Here is a 17,730-nt window from a genome sequence, read left to right as displayed (position 1 = left end):
GTTTGCAGCAGCATGACCGCCTGATTGCGGCGATTGAAGCCATCTATGCCGCAGCGTCCGATCCCTCTCGCTGGCCCTCGACCCTCGAGATCGTCACGGAATGCTTCGACGATTTCGGGGCAATCCTTATTTATGGCCGCGATGACGGTAGTTTCGGTGTCATCGAATCTCCTTCACTGAGGGAAGTGAGCGCCGAATACGCCCAGAATTGGAGCGATCGCGATATCCGGGCAATCCGGGCGCGGGAGCGCGGCTATTTCTTCAAGCGGGACATCATTACGGATCGCGATCTTCTGACGCCTGAGGAAATGGAGACCGATCCGTTCTACAGCGACTTTCTGCGGCGGTATGGCTTGAAATATTTCGCCGCCGCGACCGTCTCTCCGGACCCTCATATTGAGGTCGCGTTGAGTGTGCAGCGCGCGATCGGCCGCCCGGAATACTCGGAAGACGAGTTGCACATACTGGAGCGGCTTGCCCCGCACGTGGAAACATCGCTGCGATTGAGCATTCATCTGATGGACTCCCAGGCCGTCAATGCCGGCATGGGTACTGCGATGGCCCGGATCGGAATCGGCGTGTTTGCGCTGGACGCGATGGGCCGCGTGGTGTCATCGAATGCGGCCTCTCAGGCGCTGCTCGGCGACGGATTGAATATCGTGAACGACCGCCTGGTGCTGGCAAATCCAGCCGCGAGCGGGGAGGCCGTGACCGCGATCCGGAATGCCCTCGACGGGAACCGGATTATTCTGTCACAGGAAACCAAACCGATCCTGGTCCATCGGCAGCACGCCAGCCGGCCGCTGGCGCTGTATGTGCTGCCGATCCCGGCGAAGAATGTCGGCAACGGTTTTCTCACCCGTGCGCGGGCGATTGTGCTCTTGATGAATCCGACGGCCGACGGCATTCCCGATCCATCGCTGATCCGCGATGTTCTCGGTGTAACGCTGGGCGAGGCTCGCATTGCCGCACTGGTGGGTTCCGGATTATCGCCAAAAGACGCTGCGGAGCGGCTTGGAATTGCCGAAGAAACCGCGCGATCGGTCCTGAAGCGAGTTTTTTCCAAGGTGGGCGTGTCGCGCCAGAGCGAGCTTGCCGCCATGATGGCGCGGCTCGTCATCAAATAGCGCAGGCGGGTGCTTCGGGACCTGATGTTCGTCCTGAGCAATACCTCTTACGGCTTTGACCCATTTGGGGGATGTATCGCCCGGCGGCCGTATTACTGTGTGGCTATTCTGTGACCAACTCACACGCGCACACGATTGGGCAGGGCGATTAGAAACGGGCGATTAGTTTGAAGCCATAGGACATGATCGCCTCGCGGTGATTATTTTGGTGTTCGTGGCTCGGAATACTGAGGAACACCTCCATGGGCCGGCGCCAGCCGGCCTATTTCTTTTCCGGCATGCGGTCCCCCGCCACCTGAGCCGCCCCTCCCGGGCGGGTGCTGCCGGGTGCTGCGATGCCGGCGCTCTGATTGCCCTCGCTCCCGGCAAGGCCAAGCCGGAACAGCAAAAAACGCTGTTCTTTTAGGCACCGCAGGCCTTTTTTCATGCCGGATCGTGCTTTGTTCATCTTCCCTTCAGATGAAAAACGCATTTGTTTAAGCTGAGTTAGACCGGCTTAAAACCCGAACGGGCACCCGGCGAGGGGCGAAGGACGACATGCTCGATCTTGCGATTGTAGGCGGTGGCCCGGGTGGCCTGATGAGCGCCTGGTACCTCAAGAAGAAACTTGGGGCGCTTTGCCGCGTCACGATCTATGAGGCGTCCGACCGCGTCGGTGGGAAAATCCTGACCAAGAAATTCGATACCGCGCCGGCGATGTACGAAGCGGGCGTGGCCGAGATCTATGACTACTCGATGACGGGTCCTGATCCGCTGCGGGAGTTGATTCAGCATTTCGGCTTGCAGACCATCCCGATGGACGCCGAGCAGGTGCAGCTTGACGGTGAACTGCTTGAGGACATCCCCGGCATGCGGCGCAAGTACGGACCGCAGACCGCCAAGGCGATCGAGGATTTCCGCAAGCTCTGCACCAAAATGGTGTCACCGACGGAGTACTATGAAGGCGTCGGCGCGCACGACAACGAACATCCCTGGGCCTACATCAGCGCCGAGGAACTGCTGGACCGCGAAGTCGCCGATCCGGTCGCCAAGCGCTTCCTGAAAGTGATGGCGCGGTCGGACATCGCCACCGAGCCGCACAACACCAACGGGCTCAATGCGCTGAAGAACTTCGTGATGGATGTGGACGGCTACATTGGCCTCTACTCGATCCAGAACGGCAACGAGCAGCTCATCCACAGCCTGCGAAGTGAAATCGAGGCCGACATTCAGTTGAACCATCGAGTTCTCAAAGTCGGCAAGGCGGATTCCGGGCGCTACGCCATCAACATGATGAACGGCAAGGGGCCGATCACCAAGGAGCACGACCTCGTCGTGATGTGCCTGCCGCATTCGTGGCTGACCACCATGAACTGGGACGGCGAACTGCTGCGCCATTCGATGATCAAGCACATCGCTTACTTCGATCGTCCGGCTCACTATCTGCGCGTCTCTATCCTGTTCGATGAGCCGTTCTGGGGCGACAAGGTTCCGGGCGCGTGGTGGATGTCCGAGGCGTTCGGCGGCTGCTGCGTTTATGTCGAAGGCGCACGGCATGATGTCGGCCGACACGGCGTGCTGAACTGGCTGATTCCGGGCTCGGACGCGCTGGCGTTCGCCAATCTCAGCGACAAGGAACTGATCGACGCGGCGATCAAGTCGTTGCCGAAGTCGTTTGGCAATGCCCGCGCGCATTTCCTCGAAGGCAAGACCCACCGCTGGCTGTCGTCGGTGAACTGCATTCCGGGCGGATTGCCTGCGCGCGACGTGATGACCAACCATCACCCTGAGCCGACAGATCATCCCGGCTTTGTTGTGGTGGGTGATTATCTGTTCGACTCCACGCTGAATGGCCTGCTGGACTCGTCGGATGCGGCGACCGACATCATCCTCACGCAGATGATCAAGCTGCGTTATGAGCGCGGCGAGAGCGGCAACGTGCCGTCCGACAAGATCGATCGCGCCTATTTCGACAACTATCGCAACACCGGCCCTTACGGGGAGGTGTGGAACAAGTTCACCGATCCGGACTATCTGATGAACCTCATCAAGATCGTCTGGAACCGGGCCAAGGGCTACAAGCTGCTGGTCGCCGGTTCGGCGAGCGGTGAGTTGGTCGGTGCGCTGCGCGAACGCGGCATCGATGCCTGGGGTGTCGAGAACAACCGGTACATCCACGGCAAGACGCCGAAGGCGCTGCGCAAGTACAACAAGCTCGGCTCGCTCACCAAACTGCCGTTCAAGGCCGAAGAGTTCGATTTCGTTTTCGAGACCAGCCTCTGCCACGTCTCGCCCAAGCAGGTGACGCGTGCCGTCCGCGAACTCAATCGCGTGGTGAAGACTGGTTTCGTGTTCGGATCGATCACCAGCGACATGGCGCCGGCCCTGATCGACCGCTACGACCTGCTGCGCGGCGTCAAAAAACTGGGCACCTGGTGGGAATGGTCCGAACTGTTCTTCGGCAACGGTTTCGACCTGTCCATGCATCGCCGCGATACCACCGACGCGGTCTGGGACGCGACGCTCGCGGCGAACAAGGGGCCGGGCGACTGGTACGCCGACGCCGACAGCCTGCGTTATTCGTTCTTTGACAAGATTGCCGACGACGACTAATCGCTTAAGGCGCACCGGCCGTCCGGCCGTTGCGGCGAGTGATTGCGGCCGTTTGGCCGCGCAGCGACGGTTTTAGATGGCAACGAAGCCGCCCACCCCGGATACCGAGGAGCCAGCGTCGGGCAAGCCGCTCGACGATGAAGCTGCGCGCCTTGCTGCGGCACAAGCCGATATTCCTGCGCCTCCCGAGCCGGACGATATCGACGACGATGATGACGACGACGATGAGGATCTCGTCGCCTATACCGCGAGCGAGGCCGCGGGCGCGTTCGCGACCCTGTGGCGATTCACCTGGCCGCACCTTCGCAATTACAAGACCTGGCTCAGCTTCGTCGCGATCGGCCTGTTTATCGAGACGTTGTTCAACGTCATCATGCCGCTCAGCCTGAAATTCCTGATCGACGACGCGCTCGGCGAGGAGGATTTCCAGGCACTCTACACCATTCTGGGTGTGCTGGCTGCCGCGGGCATCATTACATCCATTGTCGCGGTCTGGTATGAGCGCTGGGATGCGCGGCTGGCGGCGGCGGTTATCTCCGACGTCCGCTCCCGGCTGTTCGAGCACGTCCAGAACCTGCCAGCGGCATTCTTCGGGCGCACCAAGCGCGGCGAGATCCTGTCGCGTTTTTCCGTCGACATGGCGGGCTATGAATCATCGGTCAAGCATTTCGCCAACAGCGCGATGCTGCCGTTCCTCGAACTGATCGCTGGCATCGGCCTGATGATCTGGCTGAACTGGCAGCTCGCTGCCGTCGCGCTACTGATCTTTCCGATCACGCTGATCGGCCCGCGCATCCTGACGCCCAAGGCCGTTCAGGCAAACTACGAGCAGAAGGTCAACGAGTCGGCGATCCTCGGCGTGGTGCAGGAGAATGTCGCCGCGCAGATGGTGGTGAAGGCGTTCGGCCTGCAGCGCAAGGCGTTCGGCTGGTTCACCTTCCGCAACAATGCCGCGCGCCGCTCGATGGCGGATGCGACCTTTCTTTCGACCATGGTGGAACGCACCGTCACCGTCTCGGTGCTGCTGCTGCATCTGATCGTGCTGGCGATCGGCGCCTATCTCGCCACCATCGGCAAGATTTCCATCGGCACATTCGTCACCTTCGAAAGCGCGTTCTGGGAAATTTCCTACAACATCGCGCATCTGATGCACTTCATTCCTGTCGCGATTCAGGCCGCCGCTGCTGTGCGCCACATGGAAGAATTGCTTGACGAGCCGACGCGCGGCGCCGACCGGCCCGGCGCGCCGGATCTGCCGCGCATTACCGACAACATCGCCTTCGATCGGGTGGTCTTCAAATACGAAGGCAGCGACAACGCGGTTCTGGACGGTCTCTCGCTAAAGCTCGGGGCAGGAAAGAACATCGCCATCGTCGGACCGAGCGGCTCGGGCAAGAGCACGCTGCTGAATTTGATCCTGCGCCTTTACGAGCCGAACGAGGGCAAGGTCACCATCGATGGCGTCGATGTCCGCAGGGTGACGCGCGACTCGCTGCGGAGGAGCATGGCGGTGGTGTTCCAGGAGAACATGCTGTTTAACATGTCGCTCCGCGAGAACATCCGTCTCGGCAAGGACGGCGCGACGGATGCCGAGGTCGTGGACGCGGCGAAGAAGGCCGAGATTCACCAATACATCATGACGCTGCCGCAGAAGTACGACACGGTGGTCGGCGAGCGTGGCGATACGCTGTCCGGCGGCCAGCGCCAGCGCATCGCCATCGCGCGTGCCATTGTGCGCAATCCGTCGGTGCTGCTGCTGGACGAAGCCACGTCGGCGCTGGACCAGACCACCGAGGCAGCGATCAATCGCACGTTGCTCAAGGTCGCCAAGGGCCGCACCATGATCTTCTCGACCCACCGGCTGACGTCGGTGGTCGACATGGACGAAATCATCGTCATCAGCAACGGCAAGGCCATCGAACGCGGCCCGCACGCCGAGCTGCTCAAGGCTGACGGCATGTACCGGAAGCTCTGGGACGACCAGCTTCACCAGTCGCATCATCCGGCCGAGGACGACGATGATGATGATGATGACGACGAGTGATCGCGCGTTTTGCGGCTGATTGAAACATCGCGGCGCCCGCGATCTGCTCCCTCTCCCCACGGGAGAGGTGGGTTGAACGATAGGCAGGCTCATTCAATCTCAATTGAAATGTGAGATAAGTGTTACGGCTGCGCCGTCCGCCGGACCGACAGCGTTTCGCGCAGGTGGCGCGTTGCGCCAAGCCCTGCGCGATGCAGGAAGCGGACCCAGCGGCGGACATGCCACGGCAAGCCGGTATCGATGGAAATCGAACGCAGGTCGTACGCCTGGCGCTGTGACGAGGCGTCGTTCGCGCACTTTTCCGGATCGTTGTAGAATTGCGAAATCTTCGCCGCGCCCATGCCCTCGCTGGCAAGCCACGCCGGAATGTAGGCGTTGCACAGCCGCTGCACGTCCATGAATACTTTTCCGGTGCCGGTGCCGGCGGCAGGGCAGGACGTACAGAAAGCGTCGCCGACCAGGACGATGCCGGCCTGCCGGTGCCCCTTGGTGACGTAAAGATCGGCCGGACGAATCTTGATGATGCCGTCGACCTTGAACTCGCCGGAGAGGGCGCGAAGGTTCGGCATCAGTTCGTGGATGGCCTGTTCCGGTGTCTGGCGCATGCGCCGCAGCCAGGGATCGTCCATGCCGCGATAGACCATGAGATTGGCCCGCATCGCGGAGCCGATCGGGAACAGCGTCAGATAGGACATCTGCGCCGCCGAACTCTCCGTGAAATAGGTCAGTGCGGGAAATTCAAACGCATCGCGGCCGACGGGGACGACGTTGAAGCCTACAGTGATGGAGTGGCACGGGCTGATGACCTCGCGCTCGATGCCGAGCGTATGGCGCAGGCCGATGTTCAGGCCGTTTGCCAGCACGATCAGCCGCGCGGAAATTTCTTCGCCGTTCGACAGCGTCAGCGTCTGCCGATCGGCGCTGGTTGCAAGGGCGGTGACCTTGGCCTCGATGAAATCCACGCTGCCGGGAATCTGGCGGCGGACGGTGTTCACCAGGTCGTCGTAGATGATGCCGTGCTGATCGCTCGGCTTCTTGTCGAGCAGGCGTCCCAGCCGGGCGGTCCATGCGCTATGATCGAGCGTTGTAGCGGCAAGCACTGCATCCGCGATGCCAGTCTTGCGCAGCAGGTCGAGCTGATAGCCGCCGAGCTTTTCGCAGCGGAAGTCGGGTGGATAAATCTTGTGAGGATCGATCAGGATCGTGGAGATCCTGGCGCGGCCGAGCATCGCGGCTGCGGTCGATCCCGCGAGTCCGCCGCCAACGATGGCGATGTCCGTGTGCCGCATGTTTCGCCTCTTGTTCGAGCTACTTAGCACTACGGCTGCAAACTCGACTAAAGCTTGAACGAAACGTGGTGAACATCCGGTGAGGTTAATGCTGCGAAAACGCGAGTATTAACGATTAAAATGGTTGCGGCTTGCCTGCGACTGGCCGCCGCAGCATTAATGGAACCGGGGGGTGGCTTTAGTTCTTGGATTGCAGTCGTGCACCCGCAATTTGGCACCGCGAGAATGCGGCCTGGACGCGCTTCGACGCAGGTTTGGCCTTCATGATTTCAGTTACCGTCGCAAAGCCGGGCCAGAATATCAGCGCGCAGTGGGATGATCTTATCCGGCGTGCGCCCGGCAACGCATTCATGAATCCCGTCGCGTTGAAGGCGGCCTTCGACACCGTGTTCGCTGCCGTCTATGTGCTGCTGGCCTGGGAGGAGGGCGTCGAGTCCGCGCGGCTCGTGGGTCTGTGGGCCCTGCAGCAGCGTAGCGTCATGATGTTCTGGCCGGCGATGCTCGAGGCCCGGCCTTACAACTATGCATTCCTGTCGACGCCGGTGGTCGATCCTGCCTTTGCGGGGGAGGTGATCCCGGCGTTCTTTGCCGCAATCCGCAACCATCCCGCGCTGCCCAATGTGGTCAGCCTGAAGGAGATGGATGCCGACTCGCAGGCCTATGCGGCGATCCAGAAAACGATAGCGGAGGAACATCACGCGCATCTGACCTTGACCCGCACCTTGCGGCCGTCGGTGACGCGCGAGAAGGGCGTGAAGAATTCGGGCTCGACCCGCAAGAAGCTGCGGCAGGACTGGAACAGGCTCTCGGCTCTCGGCACGCTTGAAGTGGTCAATGAGCGCAACGTGGACGCGGCGAAAGCGGCCTACGAGCAGTTCCTCGGCCTCGAAAAGCGAAGCTGGAAGGGCGCCGAGGGCACCGCGATTCTTTGCAGCGAGCGGGACACGGCGTTTACCCGGCGGCTGATCGGGGACCTCGCGGCGGAGGGAAATGCTTCGGTGGCGCTGCTGCGGCTCGACGGCCGGGTCATTGCCGCCCAAGTGGTCATGTATTGCGGGCCAACGGCCTACACCTGGAAAATCGCGTTCGACGCGGAGTTTGCGAAGTATTCGCCGGGCGCGGTGCTGATCGACAAGCTGACCGAGCAGCTCTTTGCCACGACGGACGTGCAGGCCATCGATTCGTGCTCGGCGGAGGGCAGCTTTATGGCCCAGCTCTGGACCGGCCGAAAAACCATGGTCGATATGGTGATCGATGTCGGCTCGACTCGCTCGCTGGTGTTCGCCCTCGAGGCCGCCCGGCAGTACGGCTATGAGCGCCTGCGGGATCTGCGGGACTGGTTGCGGGCAACGTCCCTGATCCCGGCGAAGCGGCGGCTGGCTCCGACTCCATGAACCGCGATGTCCGTAACTCCTTGTAAGTTATTGAAATAAAACTATATTAGACATCGGCAAGGGTGGGATGCTGCCCGTTCTGCCGGGCCGCGCCGGGTGTTTGCGGTCTGCGCAGATCTCTGCTGCAGCCGCGGAGGCAGGGTCCCACGGCGCAGAATCGGCCGGATTTCATGCGGCGGGGATTCGCGCAAAGCGTCACAGTCGGCAGCCTCGGGGCGTCGCACGGTGCGCAAGAAGTGGCTCTGGCGCTTGCTCTTTTCGCATGTCGTTTGGTCTTGACTTGAGTGTGCATGGCTTATAAAACCCGCCCACTTCACGACAGGCGGTGAGCTTCCCTGCGTCGGAACGGATCACCTTTTCAGCCCCGCGCTTTATCCGGGATGAAACGGCACCAACCTCGACGAATGTCGCTCAAACGCTGTCGGCACTAGCCAGGCAATGCCAGGACATACTTGATCTCTCGGGCCACCGCGCTTTCGCGCACGCCTTAAAAGATCAGTCTCGGATGCATGACCACAGTTTCGATTGTGGTCCTCTGTGGCGTTCAAGCGCTTTCCATTCGGACCCGAATGGATGGCGCCGTTTCGTTTTGCGCATGCTGAGTGCGCGGTGCGGATCGATGAACCCCGGTGTGGTGCCGGCGTGAAGCGGGTGGGGCAGTTGCTCCGAATGAATTTGCGAGGCCGATAAGGCTTCGCGCGAACAAGGGTGAAGGCGAACGATGCCGACGATCAACCAGCTGATCGCGAATCCACGCGAAGCGCAGAAGTCGCGCAAGAAGGTGCCAGCGCTGCAGCAGTCGCCGCAGAAGCGTGGCGTTTGCACGCGCGTCTATACGACGACTCCGAAGAAGCCGAACTCCGCGCTTCGTAAGGTCGCAAAGGTGCGCCTGACTAACGGCTTCGAGGTCATCGGCTACATTCCGGGTGAAGGCCACAACCTTCAGGAGCACTCGGTGGTCATGATCCGCGGCGGCCGCGTGAAGGACCTTCCCGGCGTGCGCTACCACATCCTCCGCGGCGTCCTCGATACGCAGGGCGTCAAGAACCGCAAGCAGCGCCGTTCGAAGTACGGCGCGAAGCGTCCGAAGTAAGCGGGAGCATTTTCGATGTCGCGTCGCCATTCGGCTGAAAAGCGTGAAGTGAACCCGGATCCGAAGTTCGGGAACATCATTGTCACCAAGTTCATGAATTCGATCATGTACGACGGCAAGAAGTCTGCCGCCGAAAACATCGTTTACGGTGCTTTCGACCTGATCGAGCAGAAGACCAAGCAGGGCCCGCTCACCGTGTTCGAGCAGGCGCTGGAAAACGTCATGCCGACCATCGAAGTGCGTTCGCGCCGCGTCGGTGGTGCGACCTACCAGGTGCCGGTCGAAGTGCGTTCGACCCGCCGTCAGGCGCTCGGCATCCGCTGGCTCATCACGGCTGCCCGTGGCCGCAACGAAAAGACGATGACTGAGCGGCTCTCCGCTGAGCTGCTCGATGCGTCGAACAATCGTGGCAACGCAGTCAAGAAGCGTGAAGACGTGCACAAGATGGCGGAAGCCAACCGTGCCTTCTCGCACTATCGCTGGTAACGGCGAAACGAACGGAAATTAAGGACAGCCGCTATGCCCCGCCAACATGCCATCGAGGACTACCGTAATTTCGGTATCATGGCGCACATCGACGCCGGTAAAACGACGACGACCGAGCGCATCCTCTATTATACCGGCAAGAGCCACAAGATCGGCGAAGTGCACGAAGGTGCCGCGACGATGGACTGGATGGAGCAGGAGCAGGAGCGTGGCATCACGATCACCTCGGCTGCGACCACCGCGTTCTGGAACGGCAAGCGCCTGAACATCATCGACACCCCCGGCCACGTCGACTTCACCATTGAAGTCGAGCGTTCTCTGCGCGTGCTCGACGGCGCCGTTTGCGTTCTCGACTCCAACCAGGGCGTCGAGCCGCAGACCGAAACCGTCTGGCGCCAGGGCGACAAGTACAAGGTTCCGCGCATCGTCTTCGCCAACAAGATGGATAAGACCGGCGCTGACTTCTACAAGTGCCTGCAGGACATCATCGATCGTCTCGGCGCGAAGCCGGTTGCGATCCAGCTTCCGATCGGCTCCGAAAACAATTTCGTGGGCATGGTCGATCTCGTGATCATGAAGGCCTACGTCTGGAACAACGAAGCGCTCGGCGCGAAGTTCGACGTTGTCGACGTTCCGGTCGATCTCGTCGACAAGGCGAAGGAATACCGCGAGAAGCTCGTCGAAGCCGCTGTTGAGCTCGATGACGACGCCATGGCTGCCTACCTCGACGGCAACGAGCCGGACGAGGCGACGCTGAAGAAGCTCATCCGCAAGGCGGTGCTGACCGGCGCGTTCTATCCGGTGCTGTGCGGTTCGGCCTTCAAGAACAAGGGCGTTCAGCCGCTGCTCGACGCCGTCGTTGAGTACCTCCCGTCGCCGGTCGACGTGCCTGCGATCAAGGGCACCGACGAGGACGGCAATGAGGTTCTCCGCAAGGCCGACGACAAGGAGCCGCTGGCTCTGCTCGCGTTCAAGATCATGGACGACCCGTTCGTCGGCACGATCACCTTCTGCCGCATCTACTCGGGCATCCTGATGAGCGGCACCGGCGTCGTGAACTCGACCCGCGAGAAGAAAGAGCGTATCGGCCGCATGCTGCTGATGCATGCGAACAACCGCGAAGACATCAAGGAAGCCTATGCCGGCGACATCGTCGCCCTGGCTGGCCTCAAGGAAGCTCGCACCGGCGACACGCTGTGCGACCCGGATCATCCGGTCATCCTTGAAAAGATGGAATTCCCGGAGCCGGTCATCGAAATCGCGATCGAGCCGAAGTCGAAGGCCGACCAGGAAAAGCTGGGCGTTGCGCTGGCGAAGCTCGCTGCGGAAGATCCGTCTTTCCGCGTGTCGACCGATCACGAGTCCGGCCAGACCATTCTGAAGGGCATGGGCGAACTCCATCTCGACATCAAGGTCGACATTCTCCGCCGCACCTACAAGGTCGACGCCAACATCGGCGCGCCGCAGGTTGCGTTCCGCGAGAAGATCACCAAGCCGGCCGAGGTCAAGTACACCCACAAGAAGCAGACCGGCGGTACGGGTCAGTTCGCCGAAGTGTCGCTTGTGGTCGAGCCGAACGAGCCGGGTGCCGGTTTCGTGTTCGAATCGAAGATCGTCGGCGGCGCGGTGCCGAAGGAATACATCCCCGGCGTCGAAAAGGGCCTCAACAGCGTGATGGGGTCGGGCGTTGTCGCCGGCTTCCCGGTGGTTGACGTCAAGGTCCAGCTCGTGGACGGCAAGTACCACGATGTCGACTCGTCGGCTCTCGCCTTCGAAATCGCGTCGCGTGCTGCATTCCGCGAAGCGCTGCAGAAGGGCAAGTCGGTCCTCCTCGAGCCAATCATGAAGGTCGAGGTTGTGACCCCTGAGGATTACACGGGTTCGGTGATCGGCGATCTCAACTCTCGCCGTGGCCAGATCCAGGGTCAGGACATGCGCGGCAACGCCAACGTCATCAACGCGATGGTGCCGCTCATGAACATGTTCGGTTACGTGAACAACCTGCGCTCGATGAGCCAGGGCCGCGCCACCTTCACGATGCAATTCGATCACTACGCTGAAGCGCCGGCGAACGTGTCGGCAGAAGTCCAGAAAAAGTTTGCTTGATTTCTTTGACGCGAGTCAAAGTTGAACGGAGAACGTCATGGCTAAAGAGAAATTCGAACGTAAGAAACCCCACTGCAACATCGGCACCATCGGTCACGTCGACCATGGCAAGACGTCGCTGACCGCGGCGATTACGAAGGTTTTGGCCGAAGCAGGCGGCGCGACGTTCACCGCTTACGACCAGATCGACAAGGCGCCTGAAGAAAAGGCTCGCGGCATCACCATCTCGACCGCTCACGTCGAGTATGAGACCCCGAACCGCCACTACGCGCACGTCGACTGCCCCGGCCACGCCGACTACGTGAAGAACATGATCACCGGCGCTGCCCAGATGGACGGCGCGATCCTGGTCGTGTCCGCTGCCGACGGCCCGATGCCGCAGACCCGCGAGCACATCCTGCTCGCCCGCCAGGTCGGCGTTCCTGCGCTCGTCGTGTTCCTCAACAAGTGCGACATGGTCGACGATCCGGAGCTCCTCGAGCTCGTGGAAATGGAAGTCCGTGAACTGCTCTCGAAGTACAACTTCCCGGGCGACGACATTCCGATCGTTCGCGGTTCGGCGCTCGCCGCTCTCGAGAACAAGGATCCGAAGCTCGGCCACGACGCCGTTCTCGAGCTGATGAAGGCTGTTGACGCCTACATCCCGCAGCCGGAGCGTCCGATCGACCAGCCGTTCCTGATGCCGGTCGAAGACGTGTTCTCGATCTCTGGCCGCGGCACCGTCGTCACCGGCCGTGTCGAGCGCGGCATCGTCAAGGTCGGCGAGGAAATCGAAATCGTCGGTCTGAAGGCCACCCAGAAGACCACCGTCACCGGCGTCGAAATGTTCCGCAAGCTGCTCGATCAGGGCCAGGCTGGCGACAACATCGGTGCGCTGCTCCGCGGCACCAAGCGTGAAGAAGTCGAGCGCGGTCAGGTTCTCTGCAAGCCGGGTTCGGTCAAGCCGCACACCAAGTTCAAGGCTGAGGCTTACATCCTCACCAAGGAAGAGGGCGGACGTCACACCCCGTTCTTCACCAACTACCGTCCGCAGTTCTACTTCCGCACGACCGACGTGACGGGCGTGGTTCACCTGCCGGAAGGTACCGAAATGGTGATGCCGGGCGACAACATTGCGATGGAAGTGCACCTGATCGTGCCGATCGCGATGGAAGAGAAGCTTCGCTTCGCTATCCGCGAAGGCGGCCGCACCGTCGGTGCAGGCGTCGTCGCAAGCATCATCGAGTAAAGACGCGAATAGAGGGTAGCGAGTGGGAAACCGCTCGCTACTCACCACTCACTACTCGCTCTTAGAGAAAGACAAACGGCAATGAACGGCCAGAATATTCGCATTCGTCTCAAGGCGTTCGACCATCGGATTCTCGATACGTCGACCCGCGAGATCGTGAACACGGCAAAACGTACCGGTGCTCAGGTTCGCGGACCCATTCCGCTGCCGACGCGCATCGAGAAGTTCACCGTCAACCGTTCGCCGCACGTCGACAAGAAGAGCCGCGAGCAGTTCGAGATGCGCACTCACAAGCGTCTTCTCGATATCGTCGATCCGACCCCGCAGACCGTGGACGCGCTGATGAAGCTCGACTTGGCCGCCGGTGTCGACGTCGAGATCAAGCTGTAAGATTTTTGTTAAGTCCGCAGGTCGCGGACAGAAAGAACAGGAAGCACGCCGATGCGCTCCGGAGTGATCGCACAAAAGGTCGGGATGACGCGGGTCTTTACGGAGACCGGTGAACATATCCCTGTGACCGTGCTGAAGTTGGGCAATTGCCAGGTTGTTGGCCATCGCACCACTGACAAGAACGGTTATGTCGCTTTGCAGCTCGGTTCGGGCTCGCGCAAAAGCGTCTATCTGCCGAAGGCTGAGCGCGGCCAGTTCGCCGTCGCCAAGGTCGAGCCGAAGCGCAAGGTCGCGGAATTCCGCGTCTCGGAAGATTCGCTGATCCCGGTCGGCGCTGAAATCCAGGCGGACCATTTCGTTGTCGGCCAGTTCGTCGACGTGACGGGCACCTCGGTCGGTAAGGGCTTCGCGGGCGGCATGAAGCGCTGGAATTTCGGCGGCTTGCGTGCAACCCACGGCGTCTCGGTCTCGCACCGTTCGATCGGTTCGACCGGCGGCCGTCAGGACCCCGGCAAGACATTCAAGAACAAGAAGATGCCCGGCCACATGGGCGTCGATCGCATCACCACGCTGAACCTGCGCGTTGTCCAGACGGACGTTGCGCGCGGTCTGATCCTCGTCGAAGGCGCCGTTCCCGGCTCCAAGGGCGGATGGATCACGATGCGCGATGCGGTGAAGAAGCCGCTTCCGAAGGAAGCTGCGAAGCCCGGCAAGTTCAAGCTGGCTGGCGGAACCGATGCTGCTCCCGAAGCGGCTCCGGCTGAGGAGGGCGCGTGATGGAATTGAAGGTCACAACCCTTGAAGGCAAAGCCGCTGGTTCGGTGCAGCTGTCGGACGCGATCTTCGGCCTCGAGCCGCGCAAGGATCTGATCCAGCGCGTCGTCAACTGGCAGCTCGCCAAGCGTCAGGCCGGCACGCACAAGGCCAAGGGCCGTGCGGAAGTCTGGCGCACCGGCAAGAAGATGTACAAGCAGAAGGGCACCGGCGGTGCTCGTCACGGTTCGGCTCGCGTTCCGCAGTTCCGCGGCGGTGGACGTGCATTCGGTCCGGTCGTTCGCTCCCATGCGCACGATCTGCCGAAGAAGGTTCGCGCGCTCGGCCTGAAGCATGCCCTGTCGGCGAAGGCTCAGGACGGCGGTCTGATCGTGATCGAGAATGCCGATCTGAAGGACGCCAAGACCAAGGCGCTGCTCGGACATTTCTCGGGTCTGGAGATCACCAACGCGCTGATCATCGACGGCGCCGAAGTGAACACCGGTTTCGCGCAGGCTGCGCGCAACATTCCGCACATCGACGTGCTGCCGATCCAGGGCATCAACGTCTATGACATTCTGCGCCGTCAGAAGCTCGTTCTGACCAAGGCCGCTCTCGATGCGTTGGAGGCGCGCTTCAAATGAAGACTCAGGATGCGCGTCATTACGACATCATCGTTGCGCCGGTCGTGACCGAAAAGGCGACCGTGGCCTCCGAGCACAACAAGGTTGTGTTCAAGGTCGCGTCGAAGGCGACCAAGCCGCAGATCAAGGACGCGATTGAGAAGCTGTTCGACGTCAAGGTGAAGAGCGTCAACACGCTGGTTCGCAAGGGCAAGACGAAGGTCTTCCGCGGCCAGTTCGGTTCTCAGTCGGATACCAAGCGCGCTGTTGTGACCCTCGAAGAAGGTCACCGCATCGACGTGACCACCGGGCTGTAAGGCGAACGACGATGGCATTGAAAACATTCAACCCCACGACGCCAGGCCAGCGCCAGCTGGTGATGGTCGATCGTTCGGCGCTCTACAAGGGCAAGCCCGTCAAGGCTTTGACCGAAGGCAAGCACTCGTCCGGCGGACGCGGCAATACCGGCCGTATCACCGTGCGTTTCCGCGGCGGCGGCCACAAGCAGGCTTATCGCATCGTCGACTTCAAGCGTAAGAAGGTCGACGTGCCGGCCAAGGTCGAGCGCCTCGAGTACGATCCGAACCGCACCGCGTTCATCGCGCTGATCAAGTACGCCGATGGCGAGCAGGCCTATATCCTGGCGCCGCAGCGTCTGGCCGTTGGCGACACCGTCATCGCCGGCAGCTATGTCGACGTGAAGCCGGGCAACGTCATGCCGCTCGGCAACATGCCGGTCGGCACCATCGTGCACAACGTCGAGCTGAAGATCGGGAAGGGCGGCCAGATCGCCCGTTCCGCGGGCACCTACGCCCAGATCGTCGGCCGCGACCATGACTTCGTGATCCTGCGTCTGAACTCGGGCGAACAGCGCCTGGTTCATGGCCGCTGCATCGCCACCATCGGTGCCGTGTCGAACCCGGATCACATGAACATCTCGATCGGCAAGGCCGGTCGTACCCGCTGGATGGGCCGTCGTCCGCATAACCGCGGCGTCGTGATGAACCCCGTCGACCATCCGCACGGCGGCGGTGAAGGCCGCACCTCGGGCGGCCGTCACCCGGTTACTCCGTGGGGCAAGCCGACCAAGGGTAAGAAGACGCGTTCAAACAAGTCGACCAACAAGTTCATTCTCATCAGCCGCCACAAGCGGAAGAAGAAGTAAGGATCGCCGGACATGGTTCGTTCAGTCTGGAAAGGCCCGTTCGTTGAAGGCTCTCTGCTCAAGAAGGCAGATGCCGCGCGTTCGTCCGGCCGTCACGACGTTATCAAGATCTGGAGCCGCCGCTCGACGATCCTCCCGCAGTTCGTGGGACTCACCTTCGGCGTCTACAACGGTCAGAAGCATGTTCCGGTCGCAGTGAACGAGGAAATGGTCGGTCACAAGTTCGGCGAGTTCTCGCCGACGCGGACCTTCCACGGCCATTCGGGCGACAAGAAAGCCAAGAAGTAAGGGCTTGAGGACTTAGTCATGAGCAAACCAAAGCGCGAACGGGTTCTCCCGGACAACGAGGCAAAGGCGGTAGCCCGCATGCTTCGCGTCAGCCCGCAGAAGCTGAACCTTGTTGCGCAGCTGATCCGCGGCAAGAAGGCATCCTCTGCGCTCGCCGACCTGCAGTTCTCGCGCAAGCGGATCGCCGGCGACGTCAAGAAGTGCCTGGAGTCCGCGATTGCGAACGCCGAGAACAACCATGACCTCGATGTCGACGCTCTGGTCGTCGCAGAGGCGCATGTTGGCAACGGCATCGTGATGAAGCGTTTCGCACCGCGCGGCCGTGGCCGTTCGGGTCGTGTTTTTAAGCCGTTCTCGCAGCTGACGATCGTCGTTCGTCAGGTCGAGGCCGAGGCGAGCGCCTAAGGGCGGGAGAGAACGATGGGTCAGAAGATTAATCCAATCGGGCTGCGTCTGGGCATCAACCGGACCTGGGATTCCCGTTGGTTCGCCGGCAAGAACGAGTATGCGAAGCTCCTCCACGAGGATATCCGCATCCGTGAAATGCTGATGAAGGAACTGAAGCAGGCTGCCGTCGCGCGCATCGTGATCGAGCGTCCGCACAAGAAGTGCCGCGTGTCGATCCACTCGGCGCGTCCGGGCGTCGTGATCGGCAAGAAGGGCGCCGACATCGACAAGCTGAAGAAGAAGGTCGCCGAGATCACCGACTCCGACGTCGTGATCAACATCATCGAAATCCGCAAGCCGGAACTCGATGCGACCCTGGTCGCCGAATCGATCGCTCAGCAGCTCGAGCGCCGTGTTGCGTTCCGCCGCGCCATGAAGCGCGCCGTTCAGTCGGCAATGCGTCTGGGCGCCGAAGGCATCCGCATCAACTGCTCGGGCCGTCTCGGCGGCGCCGAAATCGCGCGCATGGAATGGTATCGTGAAGGCCGCGTGCCGCTGCACACGCTGCGCGCCGATGTGGACTACGGTGTTGCCACCGCGTTCACGACGTTCGGCACCTGCGGCGTGAAGGTCTGGATCTTCAAGGGCGAAATCCTTGAGCACGATCCGATGGCCCAGGACAAGAAGATGGCCGAAGGCGACAGCGGACGTCCGTCACGTCGCGATGCAGCCTGATTGAAATTCGAAGAAGGTTTGAGGGCGTAA

The 17,730-nt window shown here is 61.3% G+C and carries 18 protein-coding genes; 16 read left to right on the top strand and 2 right to left on the bottom strand.

Going from position 1 to position 17,730, the window contains the following annotated elements; genetic code table 11:
* Nucleotides 1–2: 2 nt before the first annotated feature.
* On the top strand, nt 3–1,127 hold the full coding sequence (locus tag AC1Q67_RS02295; RefSeq protein WP_024574995.1) for a helix-turn-helix transcriptional regulator: 1,125 nt from the start codon (nt 3–5) through the stop codon (nt 1,125–1,127).
* Between the two features lie 262 nt (nt 1,128–1,389).
* On the opposite strand, the gene AC1Q67_RS02290 is transcribed toward AC1Q67_RS02295, so the two are convergent.
* Nucleotides 1,390–1,575 carry a hypothetical protein gene (locus tag AC1Q67_RS02290; RefSeq protein WP_492235354.1) on the bottom strand — a complete coding sequence of 62 codons (186 nt, stop codon included), beginning with the start codon at nt 1,573–1,575 and terminating at the stop codon, nt 1,390–1,392.
* Between the two features lie 89 nt (nt 1,576–1,664).
* Between AC1Q67_RS02290 and AC1Q67_RS02285 the strand changes: the two genes are divergently transcribed.
* Together AC1Q67_RS02285 and AC1Q67_RS02280 are read left to right on the top strand one after the other, a co-directional pair.
* Complete coding sequence (locus AC1Q67_RS02285; RefSeq protein ID WP_492235355.1) at nt 1,665–3,719, top strand: FAD-dependent oxidoreductase; 2,055 nt, start codon at nt 1,665–1,667, stop codon at nt 3,717–3,719.
* A 76-nt stretch (nt 3,720–3,795) separates the two neighbouring features.
* On the top strand, nt 3,796–5,763 hold the full coding sequence (locus AC1Q67_RS02280; protein ID WP_492235356.1) for an ABC transporter ATP-binding protein: 1,968 nt from the start codon (nt 3,796–3,798) through the stop codon (nt 5,761–5,763).
* A 122-nt stretch (nt 5,764–5,885) separates the two neighbouring features.
* Here the strand turns inward: AC1Q67_RS02280 and AC1Q67_RS02275 are convergent, their stop codons facing one another.
* Entirely contained in the window at nt 5,886–7,052 is a 1,167-nt protein-coding gene (locus AC1Q67_RS02275) for an FAD-dependent oxidoreductase (RefSeq protein WP_492235357.1), read from the bottom strand.
* Nucleotides 7,053–7,315: 263 nt separating this feature from the next.
* Between AC1Q67_RS02275 and AC1Q67_RS02270 the strand changes: the two genes are divergently transcribed.
* The 13 genes from AC1Q67_RS02270 to rpsC all read left to right on the top strand — a co-directional run bounded on the left by AC1Q67_RS02270 (nt 7,316) and on the right by rpsC (nt 17,700).
* A complete protein-coding gene (locus AC1Q67_RS02270; RefSeq protein ID WP_492235358.1) occupies nt 7,316–8,446 on the top strand; it encodes a GNAT family N-acetyltransferase in 1,131 nt (376 codons plus the stop codon).
* 721 nt (nt 8,447–9,167) lie between these two features.
* Entirely contained in the window at nt 9,168–9,539 is a 372-nt protein-coding gene (gene rpsL / locus AC1Q67_RS02265; RefSeq protein WP_002712306.1) for a 30S ribosomal protein S12, read from the top strand.
* 15 nt (nt 9,540–9,554) lie between these two features.
* On the top strand, nt 9,555–10,025 hold the full coding sequence (gene rpsG, locus AC1Q67_RS02260) for a 30S ribosomal protein S7 (RefSeq protein ID WP_002712305.1): 471 nt from the start codon (nt 9,555–9,557) through the stop codon (nt 10,023–10,025).
* 33 nt (nt 10,026–10,058) lie between these two features.
* On the top strand, nt 10,059–12,131 hold the full coding sequence (gene fusA / locus AC1Q67_RS02255; protein ID WP_492235359.1) for an elongation factor G: 2,073 nt from the start codon (nt 10,059–10,061) through the stop codon (nt 12,129–12,131).
* Between the two features lie 37 nt (nt 12,132–12,168).
* Nucleotides 12,169–13,359 (top strand): elongation factor Tu, encoded by a 1,191-nt coding sequence (tuf, locus tag AC1Q67_RS02250; protein WP_006021070.1) that lies wholly within the window; start codon nt 12,169–12,171, stop codon nt 13,357–13,359.
* A gap of 81 nt (nt 13,360–13,440) precedes the next feature.
* A complete protein-coding gene (gene rpsJ, locus AC1Q67_RS02245) occupies nt 13,441–13,749 on the top strand; it encodes a 30S ribosomal protein S10 (RefSeq protein ID WP_002712302.1) in 309 nt (102 codons plus the stop codon).
* Nucleotides 13,750–13,800: 51 nt separating this feature from the next.
* Nucleotides 13,801–14,526 (top strand): 50S ribosomal protein L3, encoded by a 726-nt coding sequence (gene rplC / locus AC1Q67_RS02240; protein WP_024575001.1) that lies wholly within the window; start codon nt 13,801–13,803, stop codon nt 14,524–14,526.
* A complete protein-coding gene (gene rplD, locus AC1Q67_RS02235; protein ID WP_024575002.1) occupies nt 14,526–15,146 on the top strand; it encodes a 50S ribosomal protein L4 in 621 nt (206 codons plus the stop codon). Before rplC ends, rplD begins: the two co-directional genes overlap by 1 nt.
* Entirely contained in the window at nt 15,143–15,442 is a 300-nt protein-coding gene (locus AC1Q67_RS02230; RefSeq protein ID WP_006021067.1) for a 50S ribosomal protein L23, read from the top strand. The genes rplD and AC1Q67_RS02230 overlap by 4 nt, the downstream gene beginning before the upstream one ends.
* Before the next feature lie 11 nt (nt 15,443–15,453).
* On the top strand, nt 15,454–16,290 hold the full coding sequence (gene rplB / locus AC1Q67_RS02225) for a 50S ribosomal protein L2 (protein WP_024575003.1): 837 nt from the start codon (nt 15,454–15,456) through the stop codon (nt 16,288–16,290).
* A gap of 12 nt (nt 16,291–16,302) precedes the next feature.
* Complete coding sequence (gene rpsS, locus AC1Q67_RS02220) at nt 16,303–16,578, top strand: 30S ribosomal protein S19 (protein ID WP_002712297.1); 276 nt, start codon at nt 16,303–16,305, stop codon at nt 16,576–16,578.
* A gap of 18 nt (nt 16,579–16,596) precedes the next feature.
* The gene (gene rplV / locus AC1Q67_RS02215) at nt 16,597–16,983 is read left to right on the top strand and encodes a 50S ribosomal protein L22 (RefSeq protein WP_006021065.1); all 387 of its coding nucleotides are present in this window, start codon (nt 16,597–16,599) and stop codon (nt 16,981–16,983) included.
* 15 nt (nt 16,984–16,998) lie between these two features.
* A complete protein-coding gene (gene rpsC, locus AC1Q67_RS02210) occupies nt 16,999–17,700 on the top strand; it encodes a 30S ribosomal protein S3 (protein ID WP_006021064.1) in 702 nt (233 codons plus the stop codon).
* Nucleotides 17,701–17,730 lie beyond the last annotated feature (30 nt).

Source organism: Afipia sp. GW823-FHT06G09 (assembly GCF_058794875.1).
This window is presented reverse-complemented; position numbering and strand designations above follow the sequence as displayed.